Origin of the sequence: Massilia eurypsychrophila, assembly GCF_002760655.1 — a bacterium.
GTDB lineage: Bacteria > Pseudomonadota > Gammaproteobacteria > Burkholderiales > Burkholderiaceae_D > JAFCUW01.
This window is the reverse complement of the sequence record NZ_PDOC01000005.1, coordinates 54686-78776: the sequence shown is the minus strand read 5'-3', so window position 1 is coordinate 78776 and position 24091 is coordinate 54686. Positions and strand designations below refer to the sequence as shown.

Genomic DNA, 24091 nt, shown 5'->3' with positions numbered 1-24091 from the left:
AGACAATAAATACATTCATCTGTGCGTTTTTGTCACAGATAACAGGAGTGCGCTGCATGGGCCAGTTTCGCCAGATTTCCACCTTTGTCGAGGTTGTCGCCCGCGGCAGCCTGTCGGCGGCGGCGCGCGCGGAAGGTATCGCCCCGGCGATGATCGGACGCCGGCTTGATGCGCTCGAATCCCGGCTCGGCGTCAAGCTGCTGCAGCGCACCACGCGCAAGCTGGCGCTGACCAACGAAGGCGCCGCTTTCCTCGAAGATTGCCAGCGCATCCTTGGCGAGCTGGAGGAAGCCGAGAGCGCGGTGGCCGAGCGCAGCGCGCGCGCCAGCGGGCACCTGCTGGTGTCGGCGCCGGCCGGCTTCGGCCGCCAGCACGTGGCGCCGCTGCTGCCATCCTTCCTCGCCGAACATCGCGACGTCACCATCAACCTCAACTTGAATGACCGGCTGGTCGACCTGGTCGGCGAAGGCATCGACGTCGCCATCCGGATTGCCAGCTTGTCTGATTCGAACCTGGTGGGCGTCAAGCTGGCCGACAACCAGCGCGTGCTGGTCGGCTCGCCCGCGTACTTCAAGCGGCACGGCATGCCCCAGGCGCTCGCCGACCTGGCGCGCCACAACTGCCTGGCGATCAGCAGCGAAGGCAGCCAGCGCGGCTGGACCTTCCTCGACCATGGCAAGCCGGTGACCTTGAAAGTGGCCGGCAACATGGTTTGCAACGACGGCGAGGTGCTGCACGATTGGGCGCTCGCCGGCAAAGGGCTGGCGTGGCGGTCTATGTGGGAGGTGGGGCCGGAGATCCGCGCGGGGCGGCTGGTGACGGTGCTCGATCAGTTTGCCGCGCCGGGCAATGATATTCACGCGGTGTTCGCGCAGCGGCGGCACTTGCCGCTGCGCATACGCGCGTTCGTCGATTTCCTGCGGCACACGTATAACCAGCCGGATTACTGGCGCGCTGCGTGATCTGTTCTCACTAATCCCTACCACCGGTGCTCAGTGAGGAAGGCAAACGTCCTCGTTACAAATATTCAGGCGAAAAAAAATCCCCGGAAACCGAGGATTTTCTTATTTCGTTGACTCAGCGATTAGATAGGCTGAATGTTCGAAGCTTGCTTGCCTTTAGGGCCAGCGGTTACTTCGAAAGAGACGCGCTGGTTCTCTTGCAAAGATTTGAAGCCGTTCGACTGGATAGCCGAGAAGTGAGCGAACAGATCTTCGCCGCCTTCGTCAGGGGTAATAAAGCCGAAGCCCTTCGAATCATTGAACCATTTTACGATGCCAGTTGCCATTACAATTTCCTATTTCAGTTAAGTTGGGCTTGCGCCCGTTTTAGATCGTTTAAAGAAGCAAGAAAGAAATGACAGACAGACTGCACTTACTACCTCGAATCCAACGATCCCGTATTATACCGAATAAAACCAAAAAAACACCTACTTCGCAAAATAAAAATGCGCCGCACCCTAATAATTCCGAACATCAACTTTTGCGGGCCCACGTTCTCGGCTGCGGCAGGTCAAATATAGGCCATTGAGAAGGGCCAAGTTTGCGGTATGTCAAACGTCGCCCGCCACGCTAGAGACTACTGTTGCCCGCTTCCATCAGGATACTCGTCGGCGCGCGGATCGATCGCCGCCCACGCGCGGTACGCGTCGAGCCCATCGAGCCAGTGCTGCCAGTCGCGCGCGGCGATCACCTCGAACGCCATCAGCACGCGCAGCCGCTGCTCGAGCGCGCGCGCCTGCTGGCCCATGGTGCGAAAGCCGAAGGTCGCGGCCGAACCGGCGATCGTGTGCAGGATCTGGTGCAGCTCGGTGACGATGTGCGGGTCGGGCGATTTCGGCTCGAACGCCGCGCGCAAGGCGCCGAGCTGCGCCAAGGTCGCCGGCACGCCGCTGGCGAACTTGTCGTTGAGCACGCGCAGGCGGGCGAAAAAGTCCTGGTCGATCAGAGTTGCCATCGTCCTGTCATTTCGTGCCGAAGATACGGTCGCCGGCATCGCCCAGGCCCGGCACGATGTAGGCGTGATCGTTCAGGTGCGAATCGAGCGAGGCGACGTACAGCTTGACGTTCGGGTGCGCGGCCTGGAACACGGTCACGCCTTCCGGTGCGGCCACCAGCGCCAGGAAAATGATCTGGTCATCCTTGACGCCGCGTTTTTTCAGCACGTCGATCGCGTACACCGCCGAGTTGCCGGTGGCGACCATCGGATCGCACAGGATGAAGATGCGATCGGCGGTATCGGGCAGGCGCACCAGGTATTCCACCGGCTTGTGGGTGGCCGGGTCGCGGAACACGCCGATGTGGCCCACGCGCGCCGACGGTACCAGCTCTAACAGGCCGTCGCTCATGCCGATACCGGCGCGCAGGATCGGCACGATCGCCAGTTTTTTTCCGGCGATGACGGGTGCGTCGATCGTCACCAGCGGCGTGGTGATCGAGCGCGTCGTCATCGGCAGGTCGCGCGTGATCTCGTAGCCCATCAGCAGCGTGATTTCCTTCAGCAGCTCGCGGAAGGTGCGGGTCGACGTGTCGTGCTCGCGCATATGCGACAGCTTGTGCTGGATCAGCGGGTGATCCAGGATGAACAGATTGGGGAAGCGTGGATCTTGTTTCATGAGCGGCATTCAGTGGTTATGGTGACTTGTGGCGGCATTATCCCAGCCATTGCGCCCCTTGTCCGCAGTTTGGAAAATAAATATCAGAAATATCAGCTTTTTTCTTTCTCGACCAGCGCGCGCGCCAAAATCGCCGCGCAATCGACGCCGGCCGGCAGGCGGCCGTAGGCGCCGCCCACATCGAGCGTCACGCGCGAGCGCACGAAAGCCGACGATACATAGGCCGGCGCGTGGCGCAGCAGCAGCGCGGCCTGCACCGCGATGACGATTCGCTCGGCCAGCCGGCGCGCGCCGTACTCGTCGCCCTGCTGCCCCGCCAGGTCGGCCAGCAGCGCGCCGGCATACGCATTGAAGTCGGCATCGGCGTCGCCGGCCAGCGCCAGCTCCGCCGCCAGCGCGTCACGCGCGGCCGGCGTCTTGCCGAAGGCGCGCAGCAGGTCGAGGCACATCACGTTGCCCGAGCCTTCCCAGATCGAATTGACCGGCGCCTCGCGGTACAGGCGCGCCAGCGGGCCGTCTTCGACGTAGCCGTTGCCGCCGACCACTTCCATCGCCTCGAAGCAGAAGCCGGGGCCGCGCTTGCACATCCAGTATTTGCCAGCCGGTGTCAGGATGCGCGCCAGCAGCGCCTGCGCCGGGTCGGCGCTGTCGTCGAAGCAGCGCGCCAGGCGCATGCCGAACGCGGTGGCCGCCTCCGATTCGAGCGCCAGGTCGGCCAGCACGTTCTGCATCAGCGGCTGGTCGGCCAGCTTGCGCCCGAACGCGGCGCGCTCCCTGGCGTGGTGCAGCGCGTGGGTCAGCGCGGCGCGCATGATGCCGGCGCTGCCCAGAACACAATCGAGCCGCGTATAACCGCCCATTTCGAGGATGGTCGGGATGCCGCGTCCGGCCGGCCCCACCATCCAGCCGAAGGCGCCGCAGAATTCGACCTCGGACGAGGCATTCGAGCGGTTGCCCAGCTTGTCCTTCAGGCGCTGCACGCGGATGTCGTTGCGGCTGCCGTCGGGCAGGAAGCGCGGCACGAAGAAGCACGACAGGCCGGCGCTGCCCTCAAGCTCCGTTTGCGCCAGGATCAGGTGGGCGTCCGACTGCGGCGCCGAAAAGAACCACTTGTGGCCGACGATGCGGTAGGCGCCGGCGCCCTCCTCGCCAAACCGGTGCCGCGCTTCGGCCGGGTCGAACAATTCGGCGCGGGTGGTGTTGGCGCGCACGTCGGTGCCGCCCTGCTTTTCCGTCATGCCCATGCCGATCAGGGCGCCGCGCTTCTGGCCGATCGGCAGCGAACGCGGATCGTACTCGCGCGACAGGATCTTCGGCAGCCACTGCTCGGCGATGGCGCCGGCGTGGCGCAGCGCCGGCACCGAGGCGAACGTCATCGTCACCGGGCACTGGGCGCCATTCTCGACCTGGCCGAACAGCACGAACCTGGCCGCGCGCGCAACCTGGGCGCCGCGCTGGCCGCTGTCCCACGGCGTGGCGTGCACGCCGGCGCCGATCATCAGCGCCATCAGCTGGTGCCACGACGGGTGGAACTCGACTTCGTCGACGCGGCGCCCGCCGCGGTCGAAATTGATCAGTGTCGGCGGATTGGCGTTGGCCTGGCGGCCGAGGTCAAGCGTGGCGGCCTCGCCCAGGATCGCGCCGAGCGCGCGCAGCGCTGCCGCATCCCAGCCGCCGCCCTCGCGCTCGAGCGCTTCCTGCAGCGCCGGGTCGCAATCGAACAGATTGATGTCGGCAAACGCCGAGGCCTGGTTGAACACCTCGTGCGTGTCGAATTCGTTCATGCTGCCTCTCCTGGAAATAGCTTTGCTTTATTAATACCACAAGCGCGATACCGTGGCGGCGCTCTTCTGCCCCTGCGCTGCGTCAATGAATCGCCGCTCCGGGCGGCGCGCCGCTATTTATAATGCGTTTAGGCATGATTCAATGATACATTCCATAATATTTTGAAATAATTGCGTTACGGAATCAAACCGCCGCACGGTCGCCGCGGCTTTTGACCGCCCACTGCTGACAGCCCAGTATTCTAACGATGCGCGCTAGTTCACCGATTCTACCCATGCCGGAACAAGAGCCAAACCTGGACCAGCTGCTGGACGCTGCCGGCGATATCGTGTTCCGGCTCGACCTCGACGGGCGCATCGTCGGCGCCAGCGCGCGCGCCGTCGGCCTGCTCGGGCAGGCGCGCCCGCTGTGCGGCATGATGCTCGCCGCCCTCGCCGCGGACGCCGACCAGCCGGCGCTGACCGCCGCCATCGCCGGCTTCGACGCCGGCGACCCTGTACACGTTCCCGTGCGCCTGAAAACCCCCGACGCCGAAGTCTGGTTCGAGCTGCGCATCGCCAGCCTGGCCGGCGCCGGCGGCGCGCCTGGGCTGCTGGCGGTCGGACGCGACATGACGGCGCAGCAGGCGACCGAAGCACGGCTGCGCCACATGGCCACCCACGACGCCCTGACCGGGCTGCCGAACCGGCTGCTGCTGTCGGACCGGATCCGCATGGTGATCGCCAACGCGCGCCGCTCCGGCCAGGCCTTTTCGGTCGCCACCGTCGGCCTGGACGGCTTCAAGAAGGTCAACGAAGGCCTTGGCCACCCGATCGGCGACGCCGTGCTGCGCCAGGCCGCCGCGCGCCTGCGCAAGACCTTGCGCGACTCCGACACGCTGGCGCGCGTCGGCGGCGACGAATTCGTCGCCGTCCTGCCGGGCACCTTTGCCGACGCCCAGGTCAAGCTGGTGACCGGCCGCCTGCTGGCGACCTTCCAGACGCCGTTCGAGGTCGAAGGCCACACGATCTATGTCGGCGCCTCGGCCGGCGTGTCGATCTACCCGCGGCACGCCGAAGACGAAGTGCGGCTGGTGGCGCTGGCCGATGCCGCCATGTCGCGCGCCAAGGAAACCGGCAAGGCGCGCTGCGTGGTTTACAGCCCGCTGCGCAGCGGCCCGCCCGAATACGACATCTCGCTCGAGGCGGCGATGTTCCAGGCAGTGCGCGAAGGCGAATTCCAGCTGTACTACCAGCCGATCGTCGACACCCGCACGCGCCAGATCCAGGGCTTCGAGACGCTGATGCGCTGGAAGCATCCGACCCTGGGCATGGTGCCGCCGGTGCGCTTCATCCCGATCGCCGAGACCAATGGGCTCATCAACCTGCTCGGCGCATGGGCGCTGAAGGCAGCCTGCGTCCAGCTCAAGTGCTTCGAAGAAGCGGCCCGGCGCTCGCTGTACGTCTCGGTCAACATCAGCCCGCGCCAGTTCCGCAACGACAAATTCCTCGATGTGCTCGACGACGCCCTCGCCTATTCCGGCCTGCGCGGCGAACAGCTGGTGCTCGAGATCACCGAAGGCACCCTGATGATCGACCCGGCCCACGCCGAGACCATCCTCGCTCGCATGGCCGAACGCAAGGCGCGCATCGCGATCGACGACTTCGGCACCGGCTACTCGTCGCTGGCCTACCTGAAGCGCTTCCCGATCTCGGTGCTGAAAATCGACCGCGCCTTCATCAAGGACCTGCCCGAGTCGCTCAAGGACGGCGCCATCTGCAACGCCGTGCTCGACCTGGCGCGCCACCTCGGACTGTCGGTGGTGGCCGAAGGCGTCGAGACCGAGCCGCAGCTGGCCTTTCTCGAGCAGCGCGGCTGCGACTACATCCAGGGCTACCTGACCGGCAAGCCGATGACCTCGCACGTCGCCATGGCCGCGCTCAAGGAAGACAAGTACGCCACGCTCCAGCCAACCGATAGAAGGGCGGATACCCCATGACCAATCTCGCCAAGCCGGCTGCCGCGATCAGCGCCGACGCCACCCTCGCCTTCCTGTGGGACCGGATCCGCGCAAAAGGCGACATGCCCGGTTTTGCGCGGGCCATCGGCGCCATCCTCGGCGCCATGCGCGGTGAGGACGAGCACGAATTCGACATGGCGCAGACCGTGCTGACCGACCCGGTGCTGACGCAGAAGGTGCTGCGCCTTGCCAACAGCGGCATGTATTCGGCCTTCGGCCAGCGCGTCAATACGGTCACCAAGGCGATGCTGGTGCTTGGTACCGACGCCATCGGCCACCTGGCGCTGGGCCTCAAGCTGATCGAGGAGCTGGCGGCGGCGTCGAACGATTCGTCGTCCGCCCACGCCGAGATGGAAAAGGCGGTGCTGGCCGGGATGGTGGCGCAGCAGCTGGCCATCGGCGCCAGCGCGCGCGACCCGGAGGAAGCGGTGGTGTGCTCGATGCTGCACACCCTGGGGCGCATGATGGTGTCGTTCTATATGCCCGACACCTGGACGCGGCTGCAGCAGCACCCTGACGCCGACGGCGACGCCGCCGCGCTCGAGGTCCTCGGCATCACGCTCGAAGCGCTCGGTTGCGCCGCTGCCGAACACTGGGGCCTGCCGCGCAACCTGGTCGACGGCATGCGCCGCGTCGCGCCGGGCGAACGCGGCGCCAAATTCAGCCACGGCGATTGGCTGGCGGCAATAGGCTCGATGTCGTCGGCCTGCGCCGACGCGCTGTGGAACGACGACCAGGGCGGCGCGGCGCGCGTGCAGGAACTGGCCGCGAGCTTTTCGGCCATGCTCGGCGTCTCGCCCGAAGCGATCGTCAAGGCGGTCGACATCGCCAAAGCCGATGCGGCGGACGAATTGACCATTGCGCCGCTGTCGAAGCCGGTCGAACGGCGCGCCAAGGCGCTGGCGTCGACCCGCAAGCGCGCCGAAGGCAACCGCATCCTGATCAGCGGCGTGGCCGACATGCGCGAGCTGGTCGCCACCGGCACGGCCGGCCAGATGATGTCGATGGCGCTCGAGACGGTCTACCAGGGCCTGACGTTTTCGCGCGCGGTCGCCTTCCTGCGCCATCGGCGCGACGGCAAGTACTCGGCAAAGGTCGGTTTCGGCGACGGCGTGCGCGAGCGCCTGGCGTCGATGACGTTCAGCGACGTCTACGAGCCGAACGTGTTCCACGCCGCCCTCAATAGCGACCGCGTGATCTTCATCGACAACGCGCGCGATCCGAAGTTTGCCGCCAAGCTGCCGCAGTGGTGGAAGTCGACCTTGTCGGAGGCGCGCAGCTTCGTCATCCTGCCGCTGTGCGCCAATGGCCACCCGGCCGGCTTCATTTATGGCGACTGGGACGACAGCTTCCCGCCGATTGCCCTCAGCCAGATCGAGTTCGCCCTGCTCAACGACGTGCGCTCGCTGGTGGTGCGCAGCGTCGAACAGCGCAAGCCGGTCGAACTGGTGACGTCTGTCCGCGTCGCGTAGCGTCCCGGTTTCGACCGAGACGCCGTTAAGATAAGCCTCTGGCGATATCCGGCGTCGCCACCTGCACATCGCCGCACTGCGCGCGTCGCATCAGCGCATGATCCATCAGCACCAGTGCCAGCATTGCTTCGGCGATCGGCGTGGCGCGAATGCCGACGCACGGATCGTGGCGGCCGAACGTCTCCACCATCACCGGATTGCCTTCCTTGTCGATTGAACGGCGCGGCGTGCGGATCGACGACGTCGGCTTGATCGCGATCGACACCGTGATGTCCTGGCCGGTCGAAATCCCGCCCAGCATGCCGCCGGAGTTGTTGCCGACAAAGCCCTGCGGCATCAGTTCGTCGCCATGCTCCGACCCTTTTTGCGTCACCGCGCCAAAGCCGGCGCCGATCTCGATGCCCTTGACGGCGTTAATGCCCATCATGGCGTAGGCGATGTCGGCGTCGAGCTTGTCGTAGATCGGCTGGCCCAGGCCGACCGGCACGTTGCGCGCGACGACGTCGATGCGCGCGCCGATCGAGTCGCCGGCGCGGCGCAGCTCGTCCATTGCCGCTTCCATCCGCGCGATCAGTGCAGCGTCGCCGCTGGCGGCGAAGAACGGATTGTTGCGCACGTGTTCCCAGCCCTGGAACGGCACCTCGATGTCGCCCAGCTGGCTCATGCAGCCCGTGAAGACGGTACCGTACTGCTGCTGCAGCCATTTTTTCGCGATTGCCGCGGCGCCCACCACCGGTGCCGTCAGCCTGGCCGACGAGCGGCCGCCGCCGCGCGGATCGCGCACGCCGTACTTATGCCAGTAGGTGTAGTCGGCGTGGCCGGGCCGGAAGCTCTCGGCGATATTGCCGTAATCCTTGCTGCGCTGGTCCTCGTTCGGGATCAGCAGCGCGATCGGGGTGCCGGTGGTGACGCCCTGGTAGACGCCGGACAGGATCTGCACCGTGTCCGGTTCCTGGCGCTGGGTGACGTGGCGCGAGGTGCCCGGCTTGCGCCGGTCGAGTTCGGGCTGGATGTCCGCTTCCGACAATGCCATGCCAGGCGGGCAGCCGTCGATGACGCAGCCGATCGCCGGACCGTGCGATTCGCCAAAGGTGGTGACTGTAAACAGCTTGCCAAAAGTATTGCCGGACATGGGGATAGGTGCGAGTGGCGGAAACACCAATTCTACCAGCCTGCGCACGCAAGCATCGGGGCGCCCCTGAGTCGGCTGGTAAAATAGCATGGCCAGCCGGTCGCTCGCGTCGCGGAAAAGTTACTATGAGTCAAAAATATTTTTATATAGCAACATTCAAATATGCTTCCGCCCGGCAAACCGCTATATACTTAAGAACACAACATACTGAGTCAAGCCAGGAGAAGCCCCTACATGCATCCCGCGACAGAGCCTTTGGAGGATGTCCAGGACGATAAAGACGACCTGATATTCCTGGAAGAGCACGCGCTGCCCGTTGCCGGCAGCACTTCCGAGGCGGTGTGGCGGGTGTTGATCGTCGACGACGACGAAGACGTCCACTCCACCACCACGTTCGCCCTCGGCAACCTCGACATGCAGCATCGCCCGCTGCAATTTTTGCACGCTTATTCGGCCGCCGAGGCGCGCGAACTGCTCGCCGTTGAAGACGACATCGCCGTCATCCTGCTCGACGTCGTCATGGAACAGGACGACGCCGGCCTGCACCTGGTGCGCTACATCCGCGAAACGCTCAAGCTGGCCGACGTGCGCATCATCCTGCGCACCGGTCAGCCCGGCTACGCCCCCGAAATCGATGCCATCCGCGATTTCGACATCAACGACTACAAGACCAAGTCCGAACTGACCCGCATCAAGCTGTACACGACGGTGACGGCGGCGATCCGCTCGTATGAGCAGATCCGCGCGATCAACAGCAGCCGGCGCGGCCTCGACCAGATCGTCCGCGCCAGCACCGAGCTGATGTCGCTGCACGGCGTGAAAAACTTCGCCTCCGGCGTCTTGACGCAGATCGCCGATATCCTCGGCGCCGAAGCGGACGGCGTGCTGTGCGTGCACGAGCCAGGCGCCGTGCGCGCAGAGCGCCTGCAGGTGATGGCCTGTGCCGGCACCTTTCGCCGCCTCAGTGGCGGCGTGCTCGATGCGCACGACGACGCCCCCGTCGCCGACGCCATCGGCCGCACGCTGGCGCGGCGCGCCAGCACGTTCGAGATGGATCACGCCACGCTTTACTTCAGCGGCAAATCGAGCCGCGACTTCGCCGCCTACGTACGGCTGGCGCGCCCGCTTGGCGACATCGAAAAGCGCCTGCTCGAAGTCTTCTGCAGCAACGTCTCGGTCGGCCTGGAAAACGTCGAACTGGTCTCGCACCTGCACAACGCCGCGTTCTACGACCAGCTCTCGAAGCTGCCCAACCGCACCCGCCTGGTCGAAATCCTCGACGCCACGCTGGTCGGTCCGCTGCGCGACAACGCCACGCTGTCGCTGGTCGACCTTGACCATTTCGCCGAAACCAACGACGCCCTCGGCCACCAGTTCGGCGACCTGCTGCTGGTGGCGGTGGCAACGCGCCTGCAGGCGCGCCTCGGCCGCCACCTGACCATCGCGCGCATCGGCGGCGACATCTTCAGCGTGCTGGGCGACTCGGCCTCGGTCAATCCGGAAAATATCCTTGGCCTGTTCCAGACGCCGTTCTCGATCGACGGCCAGGACGTGCAGCTGTCGGCCACGCTCGGCCTGGTGCGCCTGTCGGAACACGACGGCAGTGGCGCCGATGCGCTGAAGGACGCCGACATCGCCCTCAAGCGCGCCAAGATGCAGCAGCGCACCGGCCACTTTTACTTCACGCGCTGCATGGGCGTCGAGATCCGCGAGCGGGTGCGCATGATGCACGCGCTGCGCACCGGCTTTGCCAAGGGCGAGCTGTCGGTGGTGTACCAGCCGCAGATCGACCTGACCACGCGCCGTCCGGTCGGCGCCGAAGCGCTGCTGCGCTGGCGCCCTGCCGATGGCGAATTCGTCTCGCCGGCGCGCTTCATTCCGATTGCCGAATATTCGGGCCTGATCATCGAGATCGGCGAGTACGTGCTGCGCGCCGCCTGCGCCGAGCTGGTGCGCCTGCGCGCGGCCGGCCACCGCGACTTCACGATGTCGGTCAACGTCTCGCAGGTGCAGTTCCGCCATCCGGTGTTTCTCGAGATGCTGCGCACGGCGCTCGACGACAGCGGCGCGCCGCCCGCATACATCGAGCTCGAGATCACCGAATCGATGGCGATGGAAGAGCCGGACCTGCTGATCCAGATGCTGGCCGACGTCAAGCGCACCGGCGTGTCGATCGCGATCGACGACTTCGGCACCGGCTTTTCGTCGCTGTCGTACCTGCAGCGGCTGCAGATCGACCGCCTCAAGATCGACCGCGCGTTCGTCACCGAGATCACCGGTTCGGCGCGCGGCAGCAGCATCGCCGAGATGGTGATCCAGCTCGGCCGCAACCTCGGCTTGTCGGTGGTGGCCGAAGGCGTGGAGGACGAGCGCCAGGCGCAGATCCTGCAGGCGCTCGGCTGCCCGATGGCGCAGGGCTTCCTGTTCGCCCGGCCGATGCCGCCCGAAGGCCTGTACCAATGGCTAAGCGAGAACGCGGTCGGAGTCTGACCCCGGTTGTTCCGTTGCGGCCATGACCCTGGGTCGGACGCTAGTCTTCCTGCTCGACCTCGGCCGGCCAGTCGCGGATGTAGGCCTTCAGCATGCGGTTCTCGAAGCTTTGCGCTTCGAGCACGGCGCGCGCGACGTCGTAAAACGAAATGACCCCCAGCAGCGTCTTGGCGTTCATCACCGGCAGGTAGCGCGCGTGCTTCTCGAGCATCATGCGGCGCACTTCGTTGACTTCGGTGTCGGGCGTGACCGTGATCGGATGGTCGTCCATGTGCTTGCGCACGGTGCCGGCGCCGACCGAGCCGCCGTTCTTGTGCAGCACCTTGATCACCTCGCGGAACGTCAGCATGCCGACCAGGTCGCCAAACTCCATCACCACCAGCGAGCCGATATCCTTCTCGGCCATCGTGTTGACCGCGTCGACCAGCGCCATCTCGGGAGTTGCGGTGTAAAGGATGTTGCCCTTCACTTGGAGAATTTCAGAGACTTTCATGATGGCACCTTTGTCTGCGGATTTTGGTAAGGCCGATTGCGTTGTGTAAAAGGCTCGTACCGAATGTAGCCTAAGCGTAGCAAAAAATCCAGCGTTGCGGGTAATCAAAGCCGCTCGGCGCGCGCATGCCGTCACGGTGGGTTATTTCTGTTCGGACACCTCGGCACCCGTTCCGGCAGCTTCGTGCGCGCCCCTCCTACAATCAAATCAGCAAGTTACCGACGAAACGGCCGGGCATGTGGCGCACCATTGACTGATGCTGGCATGTCGCCATGCATCCACCGCCGGATGGCGGAAGTCAATGGGGGAAGGTTATGTTCGCTCACAACAAACGTCTGCAATACACAGTGCGGGTCAGCGAGTCCAATCCTGGCCTGGCCAATCTGATGCTCGAACAATTCGGCGGCCCCCAGGGAGAACTTGCCGCCGCATGCCGCTACTTTACCCAGGCAATCGGCGAGGACGATCCCGGCCGCAAGGACATGCTGTTCGACATCGCGACAGAAGAACTGAGTCACCTTGAAGTCATCGGCAACATCGTCGTCATGCTCAACAAGGGCGCCAAGGGCCGGCTTGCCGAAGGGGTCGAAGAGGAAGGTGAAATCTATCGCTCCATTACCGGGGCCGGCAACGACAGCCACCTGACCCAGGTGCTGTATGGCGGCGGCCCGCCGCTGACCAACTCGGGCGGCGTACCATGGAGCGCGGCCTACATCGACACCATCGGCGAGCCGACGGCCGACCTGCGCTCGAACATCGCCGCTGAAGCGCGCGCAAAGATCATCTATGAACGGCTGATCAACCTGACCACCGATCCCGGCGTCAAGGAAGCCCTCGGTTTTCTGATGACGCGGGAAGTGGCCCATCAGAAGTCGTTCGAAAAAGCGCTGTATTCGATCACGCCGAACTTCCCTCCTGGCAAGCTTCCGGGCCGGCCTGAATTTAGTAGCGTCTATTACGACATGTCGCAGGGCGGACCGGAGGTCAACGGTCCCTGGAACAGCGGCCCGGACTGGAACGTCGTCAGCGATCGCGAGCAACAGGTCGCTGTCGGCGGCGGCGATGGCCATGCCTCGGTCAACGTCACGCCGGACGAGGACACCACGCTGGCCCAGATGGCTGCGCGCACGGCGTCCGATCCCAGCAAGGACCCGACGACGGGCGCCGAACTGGGCATGGGTGCGAGCCCGCAGGCCGGTTCCAAGCCTCACTGACCGAGCGCCCATGAACGTGCGCCTGAGTCAGGTCCCGCGTCTGCTGGTCGGCGGCGCCATCGCCGTCGCCGGCCTGCTGGTCCTCATGGACGAGATTGCGAAGCCGTTGATGCGCTTGCCGCCCAGCCTGCTCGGCGCGCTGCAAGGGGGCGCCATCGCGGCCCTCGCCACGGCGCTCGGCGCGATGCCCGTCCTGTTCGCGCAAAAACTATCGGACAGGCTGTGCAATGCGTTTCTCGGTCTGGGCGCCGGCGTCATGCTGGCGGCGACGTCGTTCTCCCTCGTCATCCCTTCGCTCGCGGCGAGCCGGGCTGCGGGGGCCGGCGCATGGGAGGCGTCGGCCATCACCGCCGCCGCCCTGCTGATCGGCATGGCCCTGGTGATGGGACTCGACCGGCTCGCCGGCGCCGAACTGCAGGTGCACGAAGCGAGCAACGGCAAGTCGATCAAGCGCGCCTGGTTGTTCGTCGCCGCCATCGCCATCCACAACCTGCCGGAAGGGCTGGCGATCGGCGTCGCCTACGCCGGCGTCGAACCGGCCAAGGCTGCCGGCCTGGCCACCGGCATCGCCCTGCAGGACATCCCGGAAGGACTGGTGGTGGCCATGGCGCTGCGCGCGGTCGGTTATGGCCGAGTGTTCTCGGTGGCGCTCGGTGTCGCATCGGGCATCATCGAGCCCATTGCCGCCGTCGCGGGCGCCGCCCTGATCGAAGTGTCGGCCGGCTTGCTGCCGTGGGGCCTGGCGTGCGCCGGGGGGGCGATGCTGTATGTGATCTGCCACCACATCATCCCGGAATCGCACAAGGACGGCCTGAATGAATTTGCCTCCGGCTCGCTGGTGACCGGCTTTATCGTCATGATGATCCTCGACACCGCGCTCGCCTGAGCACCGAAAGCTTCGGTCCGCCAGGCGAGGCGGTTTCGCAACCGCATAATCAGTGCTACGATTCGGCCCATCCTTTCCACACGATGAGCCCATCATGAGCGGTCCGAAATACCCCGGTTTCGACACCCAGTCGCTGCACGCCGGCAGCACGCCCGACCCCACTACCGGCGCCCGCGCGACGCCGCTGTATTTCACGTCGTCGTTCGCCTTCAAGGACTCCGACCACGCCGCCTCGCTGTTTAACATGGAGCGCGCCGGCCACGTCTACTCGCGCATCTCGAACCCGACCAATGCGGTGCTGGAAGAGCGCATCGCCGCGCTGGAGGGCGGCGTGGCCGGCATCGCCACCGCCAGCGGCCAGGCCGCGATGCACCTCGGCCTTGCCACCATCGCCGGCGCCGGCTCGCACATCGTCGCCTCGCGCGCGCTGTACGGCGGCTCGCACAACATGCTGGCCTACACGCTCAAGCGCTTCGGCATCGACACCACCTTTGTCGACCCGCGCGACGGCGACGCCTGGCGCGCGGCGATCCGCCCGACCACCAAGGTACTGTTCGCCGAGACGCTCGGCAACCCGGGCCTCGACGTGCTCGACATCCCGCGCGTGGCCGCCATCGCCCACGAGCACAAGCTGCCGCTGATGCTCGACTCGACCTTCACCACGCCGTATCTGCTGCGTCCTTTCGATCACGGCGCCGACCTGGTGTTCCACTCGGCCACCAAGTTCCTGTGCGGGCACGGCACCGCCATCGGTGGGCTGCTGGTCGACGGCGGCACCTTCGACTGGCAGGCCGCCTACGAGGAACACGGCCACTTCGGCGAACTGTGCGAACCCTACGAGGGCTTCCACGGCATGGTGTTCGCCGAAGAGTCGACCGTGGCGCCGTTCGCCCTGCGCGCCCGCCGCGAAGGCCTGCGCGACTTCGGCGCCGTCATGAGCCCGCACAACGCCTTCGCCATTTTGCAGGGCATCGAGACGCTCAGCCTGCGCATGGACCGCCACGTCGCCAACACCCGCAAGGTGGTCGCATTCCTGCAGTCGCACGCCGCGGTCGATTCAATCTCCTACCCGGAACTCGATTCGCACCCCGACTACGAACTGGCCAAGACGCTGCTGCCGAAAGGCTGCGGCGCGGTGTTCTCGTTCAGCCTCAAGGGCGACCGCGCCGCCGGCCGCCGCTTCGTCGACGCGCTGCAGGTGTTCTCGCACCTGGCCAACGTCGGCGACGCCAAGTCGCTGGTGATCCACCCTGCCTCGACCACCCACTTCCGCGTGCCGGCCGAACAGCTGGCCGCCTCCGGCATCAAGGAAGGCACCATGCGCCTGTCGGTCGGCCTGGAAGATGTGGACGACCTGATCGAAGACCTCGCGCGCGGCCTGAAGCTGTCGCAGAAAGGAGCCTGACATGATCCTCCTTGCAGAAAGCGCGCAGGCATACTGCTACACCGGCGGGCGGCCCTTCGATGCCGAGCGACCGACCGTGGTGTTCATCCACGGCGCCCAGAACGACCATTCGGTATGGAGCCAGCAGACCCGCTACTTCGCCCATCACGGCTACAACGTGCTGGCGGTGGACCTGCCCGGGCACGGCCGCAGCAAGGGCGCCGCCAAGGCCAGCGTCGAAGACATGGCCGGCTGGCTGCTGGCGGTGCTGGACGCGGCCGGCGTCGAGCGCGCCATGCTGGTCGGGCACAGCATGGGCTCGCTGGTGGCGCTGGAGGCGTCGTACCTGGCGCCGCAGCGCGTCAGCGGCGTCGCCATGCTGGGCACGACCTACCCGATGAAGGTGTCGGACGCGCTGCTCGAGACCTCGCGCAGCGACGAACCGGCCGCCATCGACATGGTCAATATCTTCTCGCATTCGATGCGGGCGCAAAATCCATCCTGTCCGTCGGCGGGCGTGAGCACGATGGGCGTGTCGCGCCGGCTGATGCAGCGCATGTCGGCGATCAACCCGCAGCACCTGTTCCACACCGACTTCACCGCCTGCAATGCGTACGCCAACGGCGAAGCGGCCGCGCGCGCGCTGCAGTGCCCGACGCTGTTCATCGTCGGCAGCAAGGACATGATGACGCCGGCGCGCTCGACGAAAATGCTGACGTCGTGCGTCGCGCATGGCAAAATCGTTCACGTCGACGCCGGCCACTCGTTGATGAGCGAGCAGCCCGGCGCGGTGCTCGACGCCTTGTTCGCGTTCGCCGCCACCAGCGTTTAAAACCAGGAGCATTGCATGGTCGCCAAGATTGCCAGTTTCGCCGAGTTCTATCCGTTCTACCTGACCCAGCATGCCGACCGCATGTGCCGGCGCACGCACTTCATCGGCTCGTCGCTGGCGCTCGTTGCGCTGGCGATGCTGGTGGTGACCGGCAGGCCGTGGTGGATTCTTGCCGCGCTGATAGCCGGCTACGGTGGCGCCTGGATCGGCCACTTCGTCTTCGAGAAGAACATGCCGGCGTCGTTCGCGCAGCCGCTGTTTTCATTGCGCGCCGACTGGATCATGTACTGGCAGATGCTGACCGGCAAACTCAGCTGGTAACGCCGTAAATGCGCTTGCGTTACCGCGCGCCTACGCCGAAATGCTCGGCCAGCGTCTGTTCCAGCCCGCGCTCGACGGCCTCCTCCACTTTCCCGGCCAGCGCCCGCGTATCGAGCGTCATCGCCGAGGCCTGGTCCAGGTCCTTGGCCGCGCCGGCATCGGCCGGCCTGCCGCCGAACACGAACAGGCGGTACACGTCCGACAGCTTGAGTTTGTCCGGATTAATCAGCAGCACCCAGTTGTCGTCGCTCTCCCTGACCCGTTTGCCCCAGCGCAGCCGCGCCGGCACGTCAGCCTGCACGCGCCCTACCCAGCCCTCGGTGACCATCCGGTCCAGCAAGGACGTCATCTCCTCGTAGCCGATCCTGGTATGCGCGCGGATCGACGCCGACGACACCAGCGCCGAATCGGCCACCCTGGCGCCGTCGTGCAGCACCTTCAGGATCGCCACCGCGTCGACGAAGGCGCCGCCGGGCACCGGCTCGTACCACCAGCGCTCGTACTTCACCACCGGCAGCGCGGCGGTGATCAAGGCGCCCACCAGCGTGATCATCCACGACAGGTAAATCCACAGCAGAAACAGCGGCAGCGCCGCCAGCGCGCCGTAGATCATCGTGTAGTTGGGGAACTGCTTGATGAAAATCCCGAACAGCCGCTTGGCGATTTCGAACGCCACCGCCGCCACCAGGCCACCCCAGATCGCGTCGCGCCAGTCGACGTAGCGGTTCGGCACTGCCATGTACAGCAGCATGTAGGCGCCGGTCGTCAGGCCCACCGATACCAGCGTGTAGAGCAGCGCGCCGACCACCGGCATCGGGCGCATCCAGTCGTTGGTGGCCATGAACAACTGCGACGTCACCGTCAGCGACAGGCCGAACAGCAGCGGCCCGAGCGTCAGCAGCGCCCAGTACATCATGATGCGCGGCGCCAGCGGCCGCGGGCGCCGCACGCGCCAGATCTGGTTGAAAGCGCGTTCCACCGTCGCCATCATCGCGCTGGACGTAAACAGCAGCGCCACCGCGCCGACCGCCGACAATCGCGTGGCCTTGCTGGCGAACTGGGTAAGATTGTTGATGACGGTATTGGCGATACCCTTCGGCATCACCGTCTGCACGAAGTAACCTTCCAGCGACGCGCGGAAAGAATTGAAGACGGGGAAAGTGGTGAAGATTGCCAGCACGATCGTCAGCAGCGGCACCAGCGCCAGGGTGGTGGTGAAGGTGAGGCTGCCCGCCACCTGCGGCAATTTCTCCTCGTTCAGGCGGCGCCCGGCGAAGCGCAGCAAATCGCGCGCCTCGCTCCAGGTCAGTCCGCGCACAATATCCACGCTGACGTTGATCATCTCGCTGGTCGACCTCGAAAGTGAATGGACTGTTTTAGAAAGCATCCGGCAGCGGTTATATCAGAGTGTAAAGCGCCCTATAATACCAACGATGAACCAACCCACTCCGACAATTCTCGTTTTGTACTACTCACGCCATGGGGCCACGCGCAAGCTGGCCGAGCTGATCGCCCAGGGGATCGAAAGCGTTCCCGGGGTCGACGCGCGCCTGCGCACCGTGCCGGCCGTGTCGACCGTGGCGGAGTCGACCGCGCCGGACATCCCGGCCAGCGGCGCGCCGTATGTCGAGCTGGCCGACCTGGCCGAGTGCGCCGGCCTGGCGCTCGGCTCGCCCACGCGCTTCGGCAACATGGCGGCGGCGCTCAAGTATTTTCTCGACGGCACCGCCGCCGAGTGGCTCGCCGGCACCCTGTCCGGCAAGCCGGCGGTGGTGTTTACATCCACCGGCAGCCTGCACGGCGGCCAGGAATCGACCTTGCTGTCGATGATGATCCCGCTGCTGCACCACGGCATGATGGTGATGGGCCTACCCTACACCCACCCTGAACTGATGACCACCTCCAGTGGCGGCAGCCCGTACGGCGCCACCCACTGGTCTGGCATCGACGGCGACAAGGCCGTCACCGACGACGAAAAACGGCTCGCGATCGCGCTTGGACGACGCCTGGCGCTAACCGCGGCTACCCTGCAGGGAGCACGATGATGACTTCGCAAAAATATTTTCACCTCGGCGCTATCATCAGCCTGGTGCTGCTGATCGCCTGGCTGGTTGCCTGGGAAATGTGGGTCGCGCCGCTGCGCCCGGGCGGTTCGATCCTGGCGCTCAAGGCGGTGCTGCTGCTCATTCCGCTGCGCGGCGTCATCAAGCGCGACATCTACACCTTGCAGTGGTCGGCGATGGTGATCCTGCTGTACTTCACCGAAGGCGTGGTGCGCGCCTGGAGCGACCTGCTGCCGCTGTCGCGCACCATGGCGATGGGCGAAGTCGGCCTGGTCGTGATCTATTTCGTGTGCGCGCTGCTGTACCTGCGGCCGTACAAGAAGGCCGCCAAGAAGCTCGCCCAGGAACTGATCGACAAGGTCAAGCCGGCCAAAAATGAGTGCTGATTTCCTGCAGCGCTGCCGCGCCATCGTCGGCCCCGACTACGTGCTGACATCGCAGCAGGACTGTGCGCCGTACCTGACCGACTGGCGCGGCCGCTTCACTGGCCGCGCTCTGGCGGTGCTGCGCCCGAAGGACAGCGCGCAGGTGGCGGCGCTGGTGCGCGCCTGCAGCGACGCGCGCATCGCGCTGGTGCCGCAAGGCGGCAACACCGGCCTGGTGCTCGGCGGCGTGCCCGACGCCAGCGGCCAGGCCGTGGTGCTCTCAACGGCGCGCCTGAACCGCATCCGCGCCATCGACGCCGTCAACCGCACCATGACGGTCGACGCCGGCTGCATCCTGCTCGACATCCAGCAGGCCGCGGCCGCGCAGGACTGCCTGTTCCCGCTGTCGCTGGCGGCCGAAGGCAGCTGCACTATCGGCGGCAACCTGTCGACCAATGCCGGCGGCACCGCCGTGCTGCGCTACGGTAACGCGCGCGAACTGTGCCTCGGCCTCGAAGTGGTCACGCCGCACGGCGACATCTGGAACGGCCTGCGCGGCCTGCGCAAGGACAATACCGGCTACGACCTGCGCGACCTGTTCATCGGCGCCGAAGGCACGCTCGGCATCATCACCGGCGCCGTCCTCAAGCTGTTTCCGCTGCCCGAATCGACGCTCACCGCGCTCGTCGCGCTGGCCTCGCCGCGCGACGCGCTGTCGCTGCTGAACCTGATGCAGGACCGCTGCGGCGCCAGCCTGACGGGCTTCGAGCTGATGTCGGACTACTGCATGCGGCTCGTCGCCACCCATTTTCCGCACCTGCCCAAGCCGTTCGTCCAGCGCCACGCGCACTATGTGCTGCTCGAAGTGTCGAGCAGCGAATCGGAGCAGCACGCGGTCGCGCTGCTGGAAGGCGGGCTCGAGCAAGCGGTCGAACTCGACCTCGCCGACGACGCCGTGCTGGCCACTTCCAGCGCCCAGTCGCGCGCCTTGTGGCAGCTGCGCGAACACATTCCGCTGGCGCAGGCGGCCGCCGGCAAGAACATCAAGCACGACATCTCGCTGCCGGCGTCCAGCATCGCCGACTTCATCGACAGCACCGGCGCCAAACTGCAGCAGGCCTTCCCGCAGTGCCAAGTGGTCTGCTTCGGCCACCTCGGCGACGGCAACCTGCACTACAACGTCGCCCCGCCCGACGGCGAACCGCACGAGCAGTTCCTCGCCAACCAGGCCGCCATCAGCCGCATCGTGCACGACAGCGTCGACGCCTGCCAGGGCTCGATCTCGGCCGAACACGGCATCGGCGCCCTCAAGCGCGACGACCTGGCGCGCTACAAATCGAAGGTGGAACTGGACATGATGCGCGCCATTAAAGGCGCGCTCGACCCGCTCGGCATCATGAACCCCGGCAAAGTACTGTGACGGGGCCGGGCCTGCTGTCGCGCTGGCTGCTGTTTGGCGAATGGCGCGCCCATCCGGTGCGCGCCCTGCTCGCCATCGCCGCCATCGCCGTCGGCGTGTCCATGGGTTTCGCCATCCATCTGATCAACGCCGCCGCCTTCAACGAGTTCTCCGCCGCCGTCAAGAGCCTGGCTGGCCAGGCCGACATCCAGGTCAGCGGGCGCGAGGCGCTGTTCGACGAAGCGATCTACCCGCGCCTGGCCCAGCGCGACGGTGTGGCGCTCGCCTCCCCTGTGCTCGCCATCGAGGCCGGCGTCCCGGGCGTGCGCGGCGCCCTCGAGATCATCGGCCTCGATCCGTTTCGCGCCGGCGCCATTTCGCCCGACCTGATGGGCGTGCCGCCGGCCGAGCGCCGCATGGACGTGCTGGCCGACGACGCCGTGTTCCTGTCGCCGGCCGCGATGACGTGGCTCAAAGCGTCGACCGGCAGCAGCGTCGTGCTGCGCGCCGGCGCCACCGACTTCAAGCTGCGCGTGGCCGGCCCCCTGCTGCGCGCGCGCGCCGGCCAGCGCCTCGGCGTGATGGACATCGGCGCGACGCAGTGGCGCTTCAACCTGGCCGGCAAGCTCTCGCGCATCGACCTCAAGCTGCGCGAGGGCGTCGATCGCGGCGCCTTCGAACGCGCGCTGGCCACTGAACTGGAGCGCGAGTTCCCCGGCCGCTTCCTGGTCGCCCAGCCTAACGACGCCGACCAGGAAAGCCGCACCAACACGCTCTCGCGCGCCTACCGCGTCAACCTGACCGTGCTCGCGCTGGTGGCCTTGTTTACCGGCGCCTTCCTGGTGTTTTCCACCCAGGCGCTGTCGGTGATCCGGCGCCGCAGCCAGTTCGCGCTGCTGCGCGTGCTCGGTGTCGAACGGCGCCAACTGCTCGGCCAGGTGCTGCTCGAAGGCGCCAGCCTGGGCCTGATCGGCGCGGCGCTCGGCATCGCCGCCGGCTACGCGCTGGCCGCCACCGCGCTGCGCTACTTCGGCGCCGACCTGGGCGCCGGCTTCTTTTCCGGCGTGCGCCCGACCGTCGTCTTCACCCCGATCGCCGCGTTCGTGTTCTTTGCGCTCGGCCTTGGCGTCGCCTTGCTCGGCTGCCTGGCGCCGGCCTTCGAAGCGGCCCGCGCGGCGCCGGCCGTCGCCCTCAAGTCGGGCAGCGACGAAGCGGCGCTGTCGCGCCTGGCGCGCGTCTGGCCGTCGCTGGTTTGCCTCGTCGTCGCCGCGCTGCTGACGCTCGCTCCACCCTTGTTCGACCTGCCGCTGTTCGGCTACGCCGCCATCGCGCTGCTGCTGATCGGCGGCATCGGCATGATGCCGCGCCTGGCCAGCTTCGTGTTCGGCGCCGTCAACCGCATCGCCATGGCGCGCGGCAGCCAGCGCGCGGTGCCGGCGCTGACTCTGGCGCGCCTGGCCAACGCCTCCGGCCAGGCGGCGATCGCGCTCGGCGGCATCCTGTCGAGCTTTTCGCTGATGGTGGCGATGGCGATCATGGTGTCGAGCTTTCGCGTCTCGGTCGATGACTGGCTGGTGCAGATTCTGCCGGCCGACCTGTACGTGCGCCAGGCCGCGGCCGGCAATACGGCCGCTTTCGGCCCGCCGCAGCAGGCCGCCCTCGCCGCCCTGCCCGCGGTTGGCCGCGCCGATTTCCTGCGTACGCGCGACGTCTCGCTTGACCCGGCGCGCCCCGCGATCTCGCTGATCGCCCGCCACATCGACGTCGCCGATCCGGCCAAGGCGATGGTGCTGGTCGGCGCCCCCGCCGCGCCGCCGGCGGGCAGCATGCCGGCCTGGGTGTCGGAAGCGATGCTCGACCTGTACGCCGTCAAGGTCGGCCAAACCCTGCAAGTGCCGCTCAATGGCCGCCTGCAGACGTTCTTCATTGCCGGCGCCTGGCGCGACTATGCCAGCCAGGCCGGCTCGGTGCAGATCCGACTCGACGACTACCGCGCGCTGACCGGCGACCAGGACGTCAGCGACGCGGCATTGTGGATGCGCCCCGGCGCCACCTCGGCCGAACTGGTCAAGCAGGTGCGCGCCCTGCCTTTCGGCGCCGGCCTGCAGCTGGCCGAACCGGGCGAGATCCGCGCCATGAGCCTGCAGATCTTCGACCGCAGCTTCGCCGTCACCTACCTGCTCGAGGCGATCGCGATTGCCATCGGCCTGTCCGGCGTCGCCGCCACCTTCTCGGCGCAGACCCTGGCGCGCGCGCGCGAATTCGGCATGCTGCGCCACGTCGGCGTCACCCGCGGCCAGGTGCTGCGCATCCTCGCGCTCGAAGGCGGCGCGCTGACGGCGCTCGGCGTGGCGTGCGGCTTCGGCCTCGGACTGCTCATCAGCCTGATCCTCGTCTTTGTCGTCAACCCGCAGTCGTTCCACTGGACCATGCAGCTGCACCTGCCGTGGGGCCTGCTGGGCGCCGTCGCCGCGCTGCTGCTGGCAGCGTCCGTGCTGACGGCGCTCGTGTCCGGCCGCTACGCGCTGTCGGGCGGCCCAATCCGCGCAGTCAGGGAGGACTGGTAATGCGTTTCATGCTGATCATCGTGTTGATGCTGTTGTCCCAGATCGTCCAGGCCGCCGAACCGGTGATGGCAAAGGTGGTGCCTGGCCGGCCGCTGTCGTTCCCGGCCGATTACGGCGCCCACCCCGAGTTCAAGACCGAATGGTGGTACGTGACCGGCTGGCTGAAGACGGCCGACGGCAAGCCGCTCGGCTTCCAGGTGACGTTCTTTCGCAGCCGCACCGGCCACGACGACGCCAACCCGAGCGCCTTCGCGCCCAAGCAGCTCATCCTCGGCCACGCCGCGCTGTCCGACCCGGCCGTCGGCCGCCTGCTGCACGACCAGAAAAGCGCGCGAGAAGGCTTTGGCCTGGCCTACGCCAGGACCGGCACCACCGACCTCAAGCTCGACGACTGGCGCATGGTGCGCGGCGCCGACGGCGTCTACACCGTCACCATCAAGTCGCCCGAACTGACGCTCGACCTGCGCCTGGCCGAAAGCCAGCCGGTGCTGGTGCAGGGCGACGACGGCTACTCGCGCAAGGGCCCTAAACCCGACCAGGCCAGTTACTATTACAGCTTGCCGAACATGAAAGTGACCGGCATGGCCGGGCGCGCCGGCGCCGCGCCGGCCGCCGTCACCGGCGACGCCTGGTTCGATCACGAATGGTCCAGCACCGCGCTCGACCCGGACGCGCAGGGCTGGGATTGGGTCGGCGCCAACCTCGACGACGGCTCGGCACTGATGGCTTTCCAGATTCGCGGCAAACAAGGTGGTAAACTATGGGCGCACGCGACCTTGCGGGATGCTTCCGGCAAGGTGACGCGGTATTCGTCGGGCCAGGTCAGTTTTACCCCGCAGGCGCAGTGGAAGTCGCCGCGCACCAACGCCGTCTATCCGGTCGCCACCACGCTCGTCACCGGCGCCACCAGCTGGAGCATCAGGCCCTTGCAGGACGACCAGGAGCTCGATTCGCGGCGCTCGACCGGCGCGGTGTATTGGGAAGGCGCGGTCACGATCATGCGCGACGGCGCGCCGGCCGGGCATGGATATCTGGAATTGACGGGCTACTTCAAGCCGATGACTCTTTAAAATAA

21 protein-coding genes are annotated in these 24091 nt (G+C 66.5%); 14 read left to right on the top strand and 7 right to left on the bottom strand.

Going from position 1 to position 24091, the window contains the following annotated elements:
- Nucleotides 1–56 precede the first annotated feature (56 nt).
- The gene (locus CR105_RS10515) at nucleotides 57–962 is read left to right on the top strand and encodes a LysR family transcriptional regulator (RefSeq protein WP_099788406.1); all 906 of its coding nucleotides are present in this window, start codon (nucleotides 57–59) and stop codon (nucleotides 960–962) included.
- A gap of 122 nt (nucleotides 963–1084) precedes the next feature.
- Here the strand turns inward: CR105_RS10515 and CR105_RS10510 are convergent, their stop codons facing one another.
- The 4 genes from CR105_RS10510 to CR105_RS10495 form a co-directional block, all read right to left on the bottom strand.
- Entirely contained in the window at nucleotides 1085–1288 is a 204-nt protein-coding gene (locus tag CR105_RS10510) for a cold-shock protein (RefSeq protein WP_010398811.1), read from the bottom strand.
- A gap of 290 nt (nucleotides 1289–1578) precedes the next feature.
- Nucleotides 1579–1956 (bottom strand): Hpt domain-containing protein, encoded by a 378-nt coding sequence (locus CR105_RS10505; protein ID WP_099788405.1) that lies wholly within the window; start codon nucleotides 1954–1956, stop codon nucleotides 1579–1581.
- 7 nt (nucleotides 1957–1963) lie between these two features.
- Nucleotides 1964–2614, bottom strand: coding sequence for a uracil phosphoribosyltransferase (gene upp / locus CR105_RS10500; protein ID WP_099788638.1), 651 nt, complete (start codon nucleotides 2612–2614; stop codon nucleotides 1964–1966).
- A 92-nt stretch (nucleotides 2615–2706) separates the two neighbouring features.
- Nucleotides 2707–4398, bottom strand: a complete 1692-nt coding sequence (locus tag CR105_RS10495; RefSeq protein ID WP_099788404.1) for an isovaleryl-CoA dehydrogenase — start codon at nucleotides 4396–4398, stop codon at nucleotides 2707–2709.
- 275 nt (nucleotides 4399–4673) lie between these two features.
- Here CR105_RS10495 and CR105_RS10490 point away from each other — a divergent pair, with 275 nt between their 5' ends.
- Complete coding sequence (locus CR105_RS10490) at nucleotides 4674–6377, top strand: putative bifunctional diguanylate cyclase/phosphodiesterase (protein ID WP_099788403.1); 1704 nt, start codon at nucleotides 4674–4676, stop codon at nucleotides 6375–6377.
- A complete protein-coding gene (locus CR105_RS10485) occupies nucleotides 6374–7870 on the top strand; it encodes an HDOD domain-containing protein (RefSeq protein ID WP_229413876.1) in 1497 nt (498 codons plus the stop codon). The genes CR105_RS10490 and CR105_RS10485 overlap by 4 nt, the downstream gene beginning before the upstream one ends.
- A 25-nt stretch (nucleotides 7871–7895) precedes the next feature.
- Here the strand turns inward: CR105_RS10485 and aroC are convergent, their stop codons facing one another.
- On the bottom strand, nucleotides 7896–9002 hold the full coding sequence (gene aroC / locus CR105_RS10480) for a chorismate synthase (RefSeq protein WP_099788402.1): 1107 nt from the start codon (nucleotides 9000–9002) through the stop codon (nucleotides 7896–7898).
- Nucleotides 9003–9236: 234 nt separating this feature from the next.
- On the opposite strand from aroC, the gene CR105_RS10475 reads away from it, so the two are divergent.
- On the top strand, nucleotides 9237–11492 hold the full coding sequence (locus CR105_RS10475; protein ID WP_099788401.1) for an EAL domain-containing response regulator: 2256 nt from the start codon (nucleotides 9237–9239) through the stop codon (nucleotides 11490–11492).
- 40 nt (nucleotides 11493–11532) lie between these two features.
- Here the strand turns inward: CR105_RS10475 and CR105_RS10470 are convergent, their stop codons facing one another.
- Nucleotides 11533–11985 (bottom strand): CBS domain-containing protein, encoded by a 453-nt coding sequence (locus tag CR105_RS10470; RefSeq protein ID WP_099788400.1) that lies wholly within the window; start codon nucleotides 11983–11985, stop codon nucleotides 11533–11535.
- Between the two features lie 314 nt (nucleotides 11986–12299).
- Here CR105_RS10470 and CR105_RS10465 point away from each other — a divergent pair, with 314 nt between their 5' ends.
- The 5 genes from CR105_RS10465 (at nucleotide 12300) to CR105_RS10445 (ending at nucleotide 16622) form a co-directional block, all read left to right on the top strand.
- Nucleotides 12300–13199: a manganese catalase family protein gene (locus tag CR105_RS10465; protein WP_099788399.1), complete on the top strand. Its 900-nt coding sequence runs from the start codon at nucleotides 12300–12302 to the stop codon at nucleotides 13197–13199.
- Between the two features lie 10 nt (nucleotides 13200–13209).
- Entirely contained in the window at nucleotides 13210–14085 is an 876-nt protein-coding gene (locus CR105_RS10460; RefSeq protein WP_099788398.1) for a ZIP family metal transporter, read from the top strand.
- 94 nt (nucleotides 14086–14179) lie between these two features.
- Nucleotides 14180–15490 (top strand): O-acetylhomoserine aminocarboxypropyltransferase, encoded by a 1311-nt coding sequence (locus CR105_RS10455; protein WP_099788397.1) that lies wholly within the window; start codon nucleotides 14180–14182, stop codon nucleotides 15488–15490.
- A 1-nt stretch (nucleotide 15491) separates the two neighbouring features.
- Complete coding sequence (locus CR105_RS10450; protein ID WP_099788396.1) at nucleotides 15492–16301, top strand: alpha/beta fold hydrolase; 810 nt, start codon at nucleotides 15492–15494, stop codon at nucleotides 16299–16301.
- Between the two features lie 15 nt (nucleotides 16302–16316).
- Nucleotides 16317–16622: an Mpo1-like protein gene (locus CR105_RS10445; RefSeq protein WP_099788395.1), complete on the top strand. Its 306-nt coding sequence runs from the start codon at nucleotides 16317–16319 to the stop codon at nucleotides 16620–16622.
- 19 nt (nucleotides 16623–16641) lie between these two features.
- Here the strand turns inward: CR105_RS10445 and CR105_RS10440 are convergent, their stop codons facing one another.
- On the bottom strand, nucleotides 16642–17964 hold the full coding sequence (locus CR105_RS10440) for a YihY family inner membrane protein (protein WP_099788394.1): 1323 nt from the start codon (nucleotides 17962–17964) through the stop codon (nucleotides 16642–16644).
- Nucleotides 17965–18055: 91 nt separating this feature from the next.
- Here CR105_RS10440 and wrbA point away from each other — a divergent pair, with 91 nt between their 5' ends.
- Genes wrbA through CR105_RS10415 form a run of 5 tightly spaced genes read left to right on the top strand, consistent with a single transcriptional unit; the run spans nucleotide 18056 to nucleotide 24086 of the window.
- Entirely contained in the window at nucleotides 18056–18667 is a 612-nt protein-coding gene (gene wrbA, locus CR105_RS10435; protein ID WP_099788393.1) for an NAD(P)H:quinone oxidoreductase, read from the top strand.
- On the top strand, nucleotides 18664–19071 hold the full coding sequence (locus CR105_RS10430) for a DUF2069 domain-containing protein (protein WP_099788392.1): 408 nt from the start codon (nucleotides 18664–18666) through the stop codon (nucleotides 19069–19071). Before wrbA ends, CR105_RS10430 begins: the two co-directional genes overlap by 4 nt.
- Nucleotides 19061–20470 carry an FAD-binding oxidoreductase gene (locus tag CR105_RS10425; RefSeq protein ID WP_099788391.1) on the top strand — a complete coding sequence of 470 codons (1410 nt, stop codon included), beginning with the start codon at nucleotides 19061–19063 and terminating at the stop codon, nucleotides 20468–20470. The genes CR105_RS10430 and CR105_RS10425 overlap by 11 nt, the downstream gene beginning before the upstream one ends.
- Nucleotides 20467–23016, top strand: a complete 2550-nt coding sequence (locus CR105_RS10420) for an FtsX-like permease family protein (protein WP_229413873.1) — start codon at nucleotides 20467–20469, stop codon at nucleotides 23014–23016. The genes CR105_RS10425 and CR105_RS10420 overlap by 4 nt, the downstream gene beginning before the upstream one ends.
- Nucleotides 23016–24086 (top strand): lipocalin-like domain-containing protein, encoded by a 1071-nt coding sequence (locus tag CR105_RS10415; RefSeq protein ID WP_099788390.1) that lies wholly within the window; start codon nucleotides 23016–23018, stop codon nucleotides 24084–24086. Before CR105_RS10420 ends, CR105_RS10415 begins: the two co-directional genes overlap by 1 nt.
- The last annotated feature ends 5 nt before the right edge of the window (nucleotides 24087–24091 follow it).